Origin of the sequence: Micromonospora sp. NBC_00330 (assembly GCF_036136635.1) — a bacterium.
GTDB classification, from domain to species: Bacteria; Actinomycetota; Actinomycetes; order Mycobacteriales; family Micromonosporaceae; genus Micromonospora; species Micromonospora salmantinae.
Map to the genome: position 1 here is coordinate 2,293,106 of NZ_CP108012.1, position 12,031 is coordinate 2,305,136.

At 71.6% G+C, this 12,031-nt stretch carries 16 protein-coding genes; 10 read left to right on the top strand and 6 right to left on the bottom strand.

Going from position 1 to position 12,031, the window contains the following annotated elements; all coding sequences use genetic code 11:
• Positions 1-19: 19 nt before the first annotated feature.
• The 3 genes from OG598_RS10095 to OG598_RS10105 all read right to left on the bottom strand — a co-directional run bounded on the left by OG598_RS10095 (position 20) and on the right by OG598_RS10105 (position 2,471).
• Positions 20-922 (bottom strand): hypothetical protein, encoded by a 903-nt coding sequence (locus tag OG598_RS10095; RefSeq protein WP_328654173.1) that lies wholly within the window; start codon positions 920-922, stop codon positions 20-22.
• Positions 909-2,132: a hypothetical protein gene (locus OG598_RS10100; RefSeq protein WP_328654174.1), complete on the bottom strand. Its 1,224-nt coding sequence runs from the start codon at positions 2,130-2,132 to the stop codon at positions 909-911. The genes OG598_RS10095 and OG598_RS10100 overlap by 14 nt, the downstream gene beginning before the upstream one ends.
• Before the next feature lie 93 nt (positions 2,133-2,225).
• Positions 2,226-2,471 carry a flavin reductase gene (locus OG598_RS10105; protein ID WP_328654175.1) on the bottom strand — a complete coding sequence of 82 codons (246 nt, stop codon included), beginning with the start codon at positions 2,469-2,471 and terminating at the stop codon, positions 2,226-2,228.
• Positions 2,472-2,693: 222 nt separating this feature from the next.
• Between OG598_RS10105 and OG598_RS10110 the strand changes: the two genes are divergently transcribed.
• Positions 2,694-3,461, top strand: a complete 768-nt coding sequence (locus tag OG598_RS10110) for a DUF5753 domain-containing protein (RefSeq protein ID WP_328654176.1) — start codon at positions 2,694-2,696, stop codon at positions 3,459-3,461.
• On the top strand, positions 3,452-3,643 hold the full coding sequence (locus OG598_RS10115; RefSeq protein ID WP_328654177.1) for a DUF397 domain-containing protein: 192 nt from the start codon (positions 3,452-3,454) through the stop codon (positions 3,641-3,643). The genes OG598_RS10110 and OG598_RS10115 overlap by 10 nt, the downstream gene beginning before the upstream one ends.
• An 85-nt stretch (positions 3,644-3,728) precedes the next feature.
• On the opposite strand, the gene OG598_RS10120 is transcribed toward OG598_RS10115, so the two are convergent.
• Positions 3,729-4,961, bottom strand: a complete 1,233-nt coding sequence (locus OG598_RS10120) for an MFS transporter (RefSeq protein WP_328654178.1) — start codon at positions 4,959-4,961, stop codon at positions 3,729-3,731.
• 68 nt (positions 4,962-5,029) lie between these two features.
• On the opposite strand from OG598_RS10120, the gene OG598_RS10125 reads away from it, so the two are divergent.
• The 8 genes from OG598_RS10125 (at position 5,030) to OG598_RS10160 (ending at position 11,182) form a co-directional block, all read left to right on the top strand.
• Positions 5,030-5,545, top strand: coding sequence for a MarR family winged helix-turn-helix transcriptional regulator (locus OG598_RS10125; RefSeq protein WP_328654179.1), 516 nt, complete (start codon positions 5,030-5,032; stop codon positions 5,543-5,545).
• Positions 5,546-5,600: 55 nt separating this feature from the next.
• The gene (locus tag OG598_RS10130; protein ID WP_328654180.1) at positions 5,601-6,116 is read left to right on the top strand and encodes a DUF2087 domain-containing protein; all 516 of its coding nucleotides are present in this window, start codon (positions 5,601-5,603) and stop codon (positions 6,114-6,116) included.
• A gap of 52 nt (positions 6,117-6,168) precedes the next feature.
• Positions 6,169-6,645, top strand: coding sequence for a MarR family winged helix-turn-helix transcriptional regulator (locus tag OG598_RS10135; protein WP_328654181.1), 477 nt, complete (start codon positions 6,169-6,171; stop codon positions 6,643-6,645).
• A gap of 77 nt (positions 6,646-6,722) precedes the next feature.
• Complete coding sequence (locus tag OG598_RS10140) at positions 6,723-7,136, top strand: DUF6069 family protein (protein ID WP_328654182.1); 414 nt, start codon at positions 6,723-6,725, stop codon at positions 7,134-7,136.
• Positions 7,137-7,382: 246 nt separating this feature from the next.
• Complete coding sequence (locus OG598_RS10145) at positions 7,383-9,059, top strand: ABC-F family ATP-binding cassette domain-containing protein (protein ID WP_328654183.1); 1,677 nt, start codon at positions 7,383-7,385, stop codon at positions 9,057-9,059.
• 30 nt (positions 9,060-9,089) lie between these two features.
• Positions 9,090-9,584, top strand: coding sequence for a GNAT family N-acetyltransferase (locus OG598_RS10150; RefSeq protein ID WP_328654184.1), 495 nt, complete (start codon positions 9,090-9,092; stop codon positions 9,582-9,584).
• A 102-nt stretch (positions 9,585-9,686) separates the two neighbouring features.
• A complete protein-coding gene (locus tag OG598_RS10155) occupies positions 9,687-10,112 on the top strand; it encodes an Hsp20/alpha crystallin family protein (RefSeq protein WP_328654185.1) in 426 nt (141 codons plus the stop codon).
• Between the two features lie 71 nt (positions 10,113-10,183).
• A complete protein-coding gene (locus tag OG598_RS10160) occupies positions 10,184-11,182 on the top strand; it encodes a tyrosine-type recombinase/integrase (protein WP_328654186.1) in 999 nt (332 codons plus the stop codon).
• Positions 11,183-11,211: 29 nt separating this feature from the next.
• Here OG598_RS10160 and OG598_RS10165 read toward each other — a convergent pair whose 3' ends face one another.
• The gene (locus tag OG598_RS10165) at positions 11,212-11,619 is read right to left on the bottom strand and encodes a RidA family protein (RefSeq protein WP_328654187.1); all 408 of its coding nucleotides are present in this window, start codon (positions 11,617-11,619) and stop codon (positions 11,212-11,214) included.
• A gap of 32 nt (positions 11,620-11,651) precedes the next feature.
• The gene (locus OG598_RS10170) at positions 11,652-12,023 is read right to left on the bottom strand and encodes a VOC family protein (RefSeq protein WP_328654188.1); all 372 of its coding nucleotides are present in this window, start codon (positions 12,021-12,023) and stop codon (positions 11,652-11,654) included.
• Positions 12,024-12,031 lie beyond the last annotated feature (8 nt).

Here is a 12,031-nt window from a genome sequence, read left to right on the forward strand (position 1 = left end):
GGTGGTGGACGGCCAGCGGTCAGTAGGGGCACCTGCGCCCGTCGCGCACCATCTGCGCGTACTCGGCGCCGGTGATGCGCAGCCGATCGGTCTCGGTGCCGTCCTTGGCCCGACAACCGTCGAACGGACTGAGGTAGAACCCGGTGTAGGCCGAGTCGTCAGCGCGCCCGGTCACCTCGAACGGCTCGTCGCCGGGTGCCGAGATCACCATCGTCTGGCGCCGCCCGTCGGCCAGGTAGTCCAGCTCCAGCCGCCATCGGCAGTGCTGCTTGGCGCTGAGCGCTCGTACCTGGACGACGTTCTTCTCACCCTTGGGCAGGGTGATCTTGTGGGTGGAGAAGAACGGGGCACCGGTGTCCTCGCCATCCGGGTCGTCGACGAGCATGCGGGGATTCGGTCGGTCCACATGTGTCACGAGGACGATCTTCTTGGAGTCGCCCTGGGACTCGTTGGGCTCCCGGATCCCGGTGAGCGAGGGACGGCAGGGCTCGACGAGGACGGGCCGGAGGTCGACGGCCTCGCCGGCCTCGTCCCGGGTGCCGACGAGGGTGATCTCCCAGGTGCTCCGTTCGACGTCGACAGCGCCGGCCTCGACGGTCGGATCGTCCGGCCGCTTGGCGTCCAGGCGAGCCAGGTCGGCGCCGGCGGGGTAGACGTAGTCGAGCGCGCCCTCCTGCGGGTAGGGAACGTGCTTCACGTCCAGGACGACGACAGGCCCCCGCCCGGCCAACTGCTCGGCCAGCTCGTTCGCGGGCTTCCACTGGCTGATCGCGCCGAGGACGACGGCGCCGAGCCAGGTGGCGACGGCACCGACGACGATCGTCAGCAGCCAGGTGACGGGACGCTTCCACCAGGCGACGGTTGCCGGCGCGGGCGGCGGCACGGCCTTACGGCGACGCGGGCGCTTGTTACGTGGACTCATGGACCGGAGTCTCCTGCGTATCGGTGGACGTGTCGGTGTCGAGGAGCCGACGGGCCAGCAGCACGGGCAGTGCGACGAGCCAACCCCAGGCCGCGCCGAACCGCAGCGCTGAGGTCAATTGCAGGCCCAGGGACTGCCAGGGCGCGCAGCCGGTAGGGGAGTCCGAGATGGCGCAGTCGACGAGGACGTCGGACGCCGCGGTCAGCGCGGACGCCGCGATCGTGGCTCCCCAACAGACGACGACGAGCCCGAGGCGGTGCCCGGAGTTCGGCAGGCCGGCGAGCAGCGCCCACAGCAGGAGCCACAGCACCACCAGCAGGGCGAGGGCGAGCACCGACCTGTGCACCCAGACGTCCATCGACAGGGGATTCGGATCGATCTCGTGGGTCAGTAGATATTCGACGTCGTCGCGTACGCGTGGCGGTGGGGACAGGGCGGGGCGGGACAGGAACACACTGAGCAACGCCAGAAAGCCTCTCCCCGAGTAGCTGTCCCACACCGCCTGGGTGCCGTTGACCAGGATGAGCACCAGCACCGGAAGAACGCCGGCCAGGGCAAGGTTCGCGCTGCGTCCTCGCCCGTCGCCGATCAACGGAACGCGGGCTGCCGGCGCGCTGTCGTCGCCCTCGTCGGTGTCTTTCCTGAGCCGGTCCAGCAGCAGTATGGCCAGGCTGGTGCCACCCACCAGGGAGGCGTTCGCGCCCGCCAACAGGCAGCCGAGAAAGAGGGCGTCGGACGTCCAGCCGGTCAGCGTCAGGTGCGCGCTGGCGAGGAGCGTGGAGGTGTCCAGCGCCTCGTTGGCGTACCAACCGGCGGGGGCGGTGTGGACGCGAACCACGAGGGTGGCCCACCAGAGCAGATCCCCGATCGCCGTGGCGGTGAGGGCGGCGGCCGCGCCGACCATCGCCGCGACGAACGGGTGCGTCCGCCGGGTGACCAGGCCGCAGGCCAGGTACGTCGACACCCCGACCAGCAGGATCACCAGCCAGCGGATCAGCGGCGTCACCGCGTCCATCATGGGGGCGGTCATGAGGTCGAGGGGCGCGAAGAAGACCACCCCCTTCGCGACGAGGGTCCGGAAGTCGACTGCGGTCCGGGTGACGGTGATCGGCCCCGACAGGGAGTTGACCTCGGCGGTGACCCCCAGGTACACCAGGATGGCGCCCACCGCGGCGAGCACGGCGACGACGATCCTGAATGGTCGGCTCATCGGGCCGGCCTCATCCCGGGGCCTGTCGTCACACAGTCAGTCTCCCGCATCGTGCTGACGCGTACCGACCCCCCGGAGGTGGTTGACGACAGCTCAGCGGGCCTCCGCCCAGCCGACGAAACGCGCGGTCAGGTCGGGCAGCGCGACGTCCGGGTTGAGCTTGGTGAGGTCGGCAGTGGCTTCCTCCTGGACCTTCGCCAGGTGGATCAACAGGCCCGGTCGATCCTCGCGGTACTCGCCGAGCAGGCGCAGCTTCGCGGCCGAGCAGGGCCACAGGATGCCGCAGACCGGGCAGCGCCACGACGGGCGCAGAGGGGAGTGTTTGGGACGCTCAGGCATCAGCCGACCCCCACTGTCGCGAAACGTCGAACCGGTATGGGTTCGCTCGCGGCGGCGGTCAACAGAACCCCGGCCCTGAGAGCGCTTCGTACCTCGTTCCACACAGCTTCTCCTCCTCGTCGCTGCACCGTCTACACCGCACTGTGCCGGGGGTTGCTGGACAAACACACAGCGTTAACTAATCTTCTCGGAGCAGCGGATTTGTTCCAGGGGAGGGACGGCATGAACCACGCCTTTGTCGCGGCGCTGGCCGCGGCGGGTCACACCGCCGAGAGCCTCGCAGGTCAGCTCGGTGTGCACCCGAAGACCGTCGCCAGGTGGGCAAACCCGGGGCACATTCCCCAGAGTCGACACCGTGCGACAGTGGCGGGGCTGCTGGCGAAGGACGCCGACGCGCTGTGGCCGGACGTGGTCCGTCGCCGTGAGCCGGTGTGGTTCCGGCCGTGGGTCGACCTCGAACGTGAGGCCGTGACGCTGCGATCGTTCCAGCTCGCGTGGGTTCCCGGGCTGCTCCAGACCGAGGCGTACGCCCGGGCGACCCTGGCCGGCGGGGTGCTGACACCGGAGGCGGTCGCCGAGTTCGCCGAGGCGCGGATCAACAGGCAGGCGATCCTCGGCCGGGGAGGCGGGCCGCTGTTGATCGCCGTGCTGGACGAGGGGGTGCTGAGGCGGCGTGTCGGTGACGACCGCGCCTTGATGGCGGTGCAACTCGCGCGCCTGCTCGGGCACGCCGAGACGGGCGCCGTGCAACTCCACATCGTCCCGGCGGACGCGCCCAGCTACCCCGGACTCGACGGACCGTTCACCATCGCCGACATGCCGGACGGGTCACGGGTCGCGCACGTCGACAGCGCGGCACGGGCGCAGATCCTCGATCAAACGTCGGATCTTGTTAGCCTGGAACGACGGTGGGAGCGTATTCGCGGCGAGGCCCTGCCCCGAGGGCGCTCGTTGGAACTTCTCAGAGAAGCGGCAGCATCATGGACATGACCGGTGCGCGGTGGCGGAAGAGCACGAGGAGCGGCGGCAACGGCGGTGACTGCGTCGAGGTTGCCGACAACCTTCCGGGTGTGGTCCTGGTCCGTGACACGAAGGACCGCGACGGCGGCACGCTGACGTTCAGCCCAGAATCGTGGCGTGGCTTCGTCGCGATGGCCCGCGACGCCGGCTGACCGACCACATCAGACGAAGGCTCCCGGCACTGGCCGGGAGCCTTCGTCGTGGGTGGCCCGGCCGTCGCATCGACGAACGATCTGATCAACGGACGACGACGGGGTCGGCCGGTTGCGGTTGCGGGGCCGCCGGCCAGGTGAGTCGGCGTACGCCGGGCACGAGGGCGGTGCCCGCGCAGGAGGCGAGGACCAGCAGGCCCGCGACGGCCAGCGGGACGGGTGCGCCGAACGCGTCGGCGGCCAACGGCGCCAGGGCGTAGCCCAGCGGCATGGCGGCCAGCGACACCAGCCAGTCGTACGAGGTGACCCGGGCCAGGACCTCCGGCGGGAAGTGGTGCTGCACGACTGTCTCCCACACCGGGTTGAGGTAGCCGAGGGCGGTCAGCGCCACCGCGTAGGCGGCGATCACCGCAGGGGCGGGCGCGGCGACGGCGAGCAGGAACAGTGGGGCCGCGTAGCAGGCCAGCCCGAGGTTGGCCAGCAGCACCGGCCGGTGCAGCCGGACCCGCCCGGCCAGCAGCGATCCGGTGAGCATTCCGATCGCGCCGGCCTGCAACAGCAGCACCCAGGTCGTCTCGCCGCCCAGGCGGTCGATGGCCACGGCCGGCCCGAGGGTCATCAGCACGGCGGCGGCGCCGTTCCACACGCCGTGCCCGAGCAGGCTGGTCCAGAACCAGTCGCGGGCGCGTACCTCGCTGAAGCCGTGCCGCAGGTCGGCGAGGACGGAACGGCGGGGCACCGGCACGTGGCGGACCCGCACCAGCGCGAGCAGCGCGGCGCTGAGCGCGAACGACGTGCCGTCCAGGATGAACGCCCAGCCGGGCCCGGCGGCCCAGATCAGCGCGCCGGCCAGGGCCGGACCGGCGAGGCGGCTGGTGTTGGCGGTGATCCCCATCATGGCATTGGCCTTCTGCCGGTCGGCCGGTTCGACGGTGCCGGCGACCAGCGGGGACGCTGTCGGAATGGCGAACGCCGAGGCGGTGCCGCCGAGCGCGGACGCCACCACGACTGTGGTCAGTGACGGGTCGCCGCCGAGCAGCTCCACGCCGACCGCGACCTGCGTGGCGCAGCGGACCAGGTCGGCCAGGAGGGCGACCCGGCGGGCGTCGAACCGGTCGGCCACCACCCCGCCGAGCGGCAACAGGACCAGCCGGGGGACGACCGACGCAGCGAGGACGACGGCCAGTGCGCCGGTGGAGCCGGTGGTCCGCAGCACGGCCAGCGCCAGCGCGGCGGGCACCACCGCGTCGCCGAGGGCGGAGATGGTGCGGCCCAGGAACAGCAGCCGGAAGGAGTGGTTGCGCAGGGGGTGAGCCATGGCCACAACATACTTCGACGTCGAATATTTCGGCAACGAATATTTCGGTGCTGAGGTAAGCTGGCGCGGTGACCACCACTCCGGACGCCGTCGACCGGCACATCGAGCGTTGGCTGCCAGTGGTGCCCGACCTCGACGCGGACGTCGAGGGGGCGGTGACCAGGATGATCCGACTGACCCGGCATCTGCGGGCCGTCAAGGAGCGGGTCCTGGTCGACCTCGACCTGCCGGCCCACGAGTACGACACCCTGCACGCCCTGGCCGGTCGCGGTGGCCGGGCCGCACCCTCGGACCTCGCCGTGGACCTCACGATGGCCCCCGCCTCGATCACCGCGCGGGTGGACGCGCTGCTGCGGCGGGGTTTCGTACAACGGATTCCGTCGACAGTCGACCGTCGACGCGTCGACGTGGAACTCACCGAGGCGGGTCGGGCCGCGTGGCGCGGGGCGATGGAGGTCCAGGGCGCCGAGGAGCACCGCCTGCTCGGCGCGCTCACCGCGACCGAGCGGCGACACCTCTCCGACCTGCTGCGCCGGGTGCTGCTCGTCGCCGAACAGCCACAGAGCACGCCGCAGACCGACTGAACGGGGCCGAAAATCGCCTGGCGGTCCGCGTACCGCTGATGCGAGGGTGACCGGCGTGACTGCGCATGTGCTGGCCGGAGCCCTGGCCGACGACGGACGGCGACGGATCTTTGCGGCGATCGTGCTGGGCGCGACCAGCGCTACCGAGGTCGCCGAGCGGGCCTGCCTGCCGGCGCGGGTGGTGCTCACCGGGGTCCGCCGGCTCACCGACGCGGGTCTCGTCACCGGCGCGGACGGCGCGCTCGCGGCCGACGAGGCGTCGCTGCGGGCCGCAGCGCGCGACAGCGGCCCGGCCGACGACGCCGAGCCCGGCGTCGACCCGGTGCTGCGGACCTTCCTGCGCGCGGGCGTCCTGGTGAGTCTGCCGGCGCAGCGGAGTCGACGGAGGGTCCTGCTCGCGCACATCGCCGAGCAGTCGTTCGAGCCGGGCACCCGCTATCCGGAACGGGCCGTCGACGACGCGCTCAAGCCGTGGTGCGCCGCAGGAGGGTCGGATCACGCGACGCTGCGCCGGTATCTGATCGACGAGCAGTTGCTCACCCGGGAGCACGGCATCTACCAGCGGCTCTGAACGTCCGCCGCGCGAACCGTCTCGTTGCGGAGGATCTTGCTAGCCTCGGCGCATGACCTCCTGCACGCCCTCCGACGGCCCGCCGGACCTGTTGTTCCTGCTCTCCTGGGCGAGTCACGCGTTGCAGACCGAGCACGCCGCCGGGCTGGCGGAGCTGGGCATCTCGCCGCGGGCGCACTACGTGCTGGCGCAGGCCCACACCGGTGAGCTGACCCAGCGGGAGATCGGCGAGCGGTGCGGTGTGGACAAGACCACGATGGTCGTGACGCTCGACCAGTTGGAGCGGGCCGGGCTGGCCGAGCGCCGTCCGGTGCCAACCGACCGGCGTGCCCGGATGGTCGCTGTGACTCCGGCGGGGGAGCAGGTGCTGCAACAGGCGCAACAGGTGGTCCGGCGCATCCAGGACGACCTGCTGGCAACCCTGCCCGAGCAGGACCGGGAGGTGTTCCTGCGGGCTCTCCTGGGACTGGTGAGCGGACCACTGGCCAACACCTCCCCGTACGCGCCGGGGGCCCGCTCCGGCTGTTAGTTCCGAGAAAGATAGTTCCGAACAAGACTATCTGTTACGGTCGTACTCGTTCGTTTCCCCTGAACGAGGAGCCCGTCATGAGTGCTGCCACCGTCACGACCCCCGCACCCTCACCACTGCGCCGCCGCGCCCTCGGTGTCGCCGCCGCCGTCGTGGCACCCCTGGCCATCTGGGCGATCGGCGCGCTGGCCGGAGTCGACTACACAGTCGAGAGCCCGGGTCAGCCCGCCACCGTCATCGGGGCCGGCGCGATCGTCATGATCGCCCTGGGAGCCGCACTGCTCGGCTGGGCGGCGCTGGCGCTGCTGGAACGGTTCGCCAGCCGGGTCGCCCGACCGGTCTGGATCGCGCTGGCCATCGTCGTGACGGCGCTGTCCTTCGTCCCCGTGCTCAGCGTCGACGCCACCGGCGGCGCCAAACTCGCCCTCGGCGCGACACACGTGGCGGTGGCGGTCGCGTTGATCGCCCTGCTGCCCCGCCCGCGCCGCTAGGCAGCCCGCTGGCATTCCCCCCGCCCACCTCGTGTCGCGCTGACCACGGGGTGGGCGAAACCCTCGTGAGTCGATGCGCCGAGATTGCTAGCATCGCCGTCATGGCACGAGGTATCTGGTCGCAGAAGGTCCGCTCCGCCCGCTGACGGCGGCGCCCTTCCTCTGCTGAATTCGCGCTCGCCGTCCCGGTTCCCGCCGGGCGGCCGATAGCTGCTGCCCGGCTCCATCGCGAGCTGCGGAGCACCGTTGAACCCCGAAATCATCTCCCTGCCGGCCGAGGCCGGCGACAGCGCGCACGTGCGCGCCACGAACATCACAGTGACCCGCGGGTCCCGTCGCGTCCTGACCGACGTCTCGGTCACCGTCTCCACCCGGTCGCGGGTGGCGGTCGTCGGCGAGAACGGTCGCGGCAAGACGACACTGCTGCACGTACTCGCCGGGCTGATCACACCGGACGACGGCACCGTGCTGCGGGCCGGCACGATCGGCCTGGCCCGCCAGGAGCTGCCCGCCCGCGACGGCGAGACGGTCGGCACCCTCACGTCCGAGGCGCTGGCCGCGTCGCTCACCGCCCTCGCCGCGCTCGACGAGGCGACCCTCGCCCTGACCGCCGGCGATCCGAGTGCCGAGGACCGCTACGCCATCGCGCTCGACACGGCCACCCGGCTCGACGCGTGGGACGCCGAACGCCGCGTCGACGTGGCACTCGAGGCCCTCGACGCCTGCACCGACCGCGACCGTCCCCTGGCGACGTTGTCGGTGGGGCAGCGCTACCGGGTGCGGCTGGCGTGCCTGCTCGGCGCGCGCCACGACGTGCTACTTCTCGACGAGCCGACCAACCACCTCGACGCCGACGGCCTGGACTTTCTGACCCGCCGACTCCGCGAGCACGACGGCGGTCTCGCCATCGTCAGCCACGACCGGGCGCTCCTGCGCGACGTCGCGGACCGGTTCCTCGACCTCGACCCCACCCACGACGCAAAAGCACGGCTCCACGCCGGCGGTTATGACGCCTGGCAGGGCGCGCGGCGCCGCGAGCGGGAGCACTGGGAGCAGGAGTACGAGCAGCAGCAGACCGAGCGTCGACGACTCCAGGACGCGGTGTCGAAGGCCCGCGACCGACTCTCCACCGGCTGGCGGCCGGACAAGGGGACCGGCAAGCACCAGCGCCAGTCCCGCGCGCCGGGCGTCGTACAGGCCCTGAACCGGCAGCAGGACGCCCTCCAGGCACACCGGATCGACGTACCGAAACCACCGCCGACGCTGCGGGTGCCGGTCCTCGGCGTACGGCAGGGCGCGCCGCAGGTACGCGCGCAGGGCGTCGCCGTCGACGGGCGGCTCCCTGGGCCGGTCGACCTCACCATCGACGGCGGTGACCGGCTGCTCGTCACCGGGCCCAACGGGGCTGGGAAGTCCACACTGCTCGCGGTGCTCGCCGGAGCGCTCGAACCCACCGACGGGTACGCCTGGACGGCGAGGGAGGCCCGGGTCGCCCGGCTCTCCCAGGAGACCGCCGGGCAGGCCCCCGACCTCACCGCCGACGAGGTGTACGCCCGCCAGGTCGGACGACTGGTGTCGCGCGGGGTGCTGCCCGCCGCCGAGACCGTGTCACTCGGATCGCTCGGGCTGCTGGACACCACCACGACGCGTACGCCCGTCGGGCGGATGTCACAGGGGCAGCAGCGCCGTCTCGACCTGGCACTGGTGCTGGCCGGGCGGCCCACACTGATCCTGCTCGACGAGCCGACCAACCACCTGTCGTCGACCCTCGCTGACGAGCTGACCGACGCGATCCGCGCGACGAGCGCCGCCGTCGTCGTGGCCACCCACGACCGGCAGTTGCTGCGGGACCTGGCCGACTGGCCACTGCTCCGGGTCGGCGATCCGGCGACGCCGAGTACGCGAACCGGGGCGACCGGATAAAACCGTTGACCGGGCGGTGATGATCAACAGGTGACCATTACCGCCCGGCCCACCTGGACGACCAGCACCAGCCGGCCCGACCACCCCGACGCGGTGCTGCTGCTGCGCGAGTACATGACCGAGATGGTGGTTCGCTATCACCGTCGCCCCGCCCTGCCCGGCGAGGTCGACGCGGCGCTGGCCGAGATGCCCAGCGACGACCTGACCGCGCCGAGTGGGCTGCTCCTGCTCGCCCACCACGGCCCCGACCTGGCCGGCTGCGCCGGGCTGCGCTGGCAACCCGGCTGGGCCGAGCTCACCCGGGTGTTCATCCGCTCCGAGCACCGCGGCGCCGGTGGTGGCGCGGCGCTGCTGGCCGCCGTCGAGGAGCAGGCCCGCGCGGCCGGGGCGGAGCGGATCCGGCTGGACACCCGGCACGACCTGGTCGAGGCCCGCGCCCTGTACGCCCGGCACGGCTACGCCGAGATCCCGGCGTACTCGCGGGGCCCCTACGCCGAACACTGGTTTGAGAAGCGGCTGTCCTGACCAGTTGACGTCGGCGCGCGGACACGCTAAATAAGAAGAGGAAGTTGAGTCGCCCCGGCTCAACTCATCACCTTCGGCCAGGAGAACCGAGGAGGCATGACCATGTTGATGCGTACCGACCCGTTCCGCGAGATCGACCGGCTCGCCGAGCAGTTCTTCGGTACGGCGGCCCGTCCCGCGACGATGCACCTGGACGCCTACCGCGACGGCGACCACTTCTACGCGGCGTTCGACCTTCCCGGGGTCGATCCGGACACCATCGACTGCACAGTCGAACGCAACGTGCTCACCGTCCGCGCCGAGCGTCGCCGGCCCGCCGGCGACGGCGTCGAACTGGTCGCCGCCGAACGCCCGATGGGCACCTTCACCCGGCAACTGTTCCTCGGCGACACGCTCGACACCGACAAGCTGGAGGCCGGCTACGAGCACGGGGTGCTGACGCTGCGCATCCCGGTCGCCGAGCGCGCCAAGCCCCGCCGGGTCACCATCCAGGCCAACGGCGCCGCCCGCCGAGAGATCAACGCCTGATCCGACACGGTGACGGGTGGGATCGGCGCGCCTGCACGCCGATCCCACCCGAGGCTGAGAGCCTTTTTCACATGGTGTTCTCCGATGCTCCGGTGCTCGCCCGCCCGTCCGCGCCACCCGCGCTGCCGAGCGGGCCGGTCGAGGTAACCGAGGCGTGGCTGCGCAACCGGCGGCTGTCCGAGCACACCCGCGACGCCTACCGGCGTGACGTCACCGGCTGGCTCCGCTGGTGCGCCGGCCACGACCTGGACCCGCTGCGGGCCACGTTCCTGCACGTCAACGAGTACGCGCGCGCGCTGGAGAGCAGCGTCGGCGCGCGCAGCGGCCGACCACTGACCCCGGCGACCGTCGCACGTCGACTCTCGGCGCTGTCCAGTTGGTACGACTTCCTGGTCAAACTGGGCGCCGTCCCGGCCAACCCGGTCTCCGGCGCCGACCGCCCCCGCGTCGACAGGGACCACTCCGCCACCGTCGGGCTCACCCCCGAGGAGGTGGACGCCCTGCTCAGCGCCGCCGACGCGGACACCGGCGCGACCGCCGTCCGCAACCGGGCGGCGCTCGCGCTCCTCGCCGACCTGGGTCTACGGGTAGGGGAGCTGATCTCGTTGGACCTGACCGACCTCGGCACCGAACGCGGCCACCGCAGTGTGCGTTTCATCGGCAAGGGCGGCAAACAACGTCGCCGCGCCCTCACCCCCGGCACCGGGCACGCCCTGGACGCCTACCTGGCCCAGCGGGCCGCCGCCACCGGCGTGCCGGTGCCGCAGCTCACCGGCCCGCTGTTGGTCACCGCCAGCGGTGCCCGACTGGACCGGCACTCGGTGTTCCGGATGGTCCGTCGGCTCGCCCGGGCCGCCGGCATCCCGGCCTGGGCGAAGCTGTCCCCACACTCGCTGCGGCACGCCTTCGCCACAACGGCTCGCTCGGAGGGCGTGCCGTTGGAGGACGTGCAGGACGCCATGGGGCACGCCGACCCGCGTACCACCCGCCGCTACGACCGGGACCGGCACAACCTCGACCGCGACCCGGCCTACGCGGTGTGGGCGGCCCGGTCACGTCGTCGCGGCTGAGTGCCGCACGCCCGACGTCGGGTTGTCGATCAGTCGAGAACCGCAGTGGCTTCGACCTCGACGAGGAGATCAGGCTCGCCCAGAGCAGTGACACCCAGCAGCGTGATGGGCTTGACCAGGTCAACTCCCAGCTTCTCACCCGCCCGAGCGACGCCTTCGCCCAACAGGGGCATCTTGTCGGGCGACCAGTCGACGACGTAGATGGTCAGTTTCGCCACGTCGCCGAAGGACCCACCGATCGCGGCCAGGGCGGTGCCGATGTTGAGATAACACTGCTCGACCTGGGCGGCGAGGTCTCCCTCACCGACTTTGCGCCCTTCGGCGTCGCGGGCCACCTGACCGGCGAGGAAGACCAGCTTGGACCCGGTTGCGATCGACAACTGGCGGTAGACATCCGGCTTCGGTAACCCGTCCGGGTTGACGAGGGTGACGGCCATGCTGACCCCTTCTGTCGTTGCGCCGGGCCGTCTCAGCTCTGCGGGCGGGGGCAGATGCAGAACGGCTGCCCAATCGGGTCGAGAAGCACCACCCACCGCTCGCCGCCGGGCTGGAAGGACGGCTTCGACGCGCCCGCGGCGACGAACTTCTCCTCCGCCGCCGCCAGGTCGTCGACGTAAAGATCCAGGTGGTAGCGCTTGTCACCGGTCTGGTCCGGCCAGGACGGCGGTCGGTAGCCCTCGACCAGGCCGAAGCCGATCGAGACGCCACCGGAGCTGATCATCGCGTACTCCGGTTGGCTGTGGGTGACCTCCCAGCCCAACGCCTCGTGGTAGAACGCGGCGTGGCCGGCGGGATCGGAACTGTCGAGGTTGACCATCGCGAGGTCGGCAGAAGTTGTCACGCCGGCAG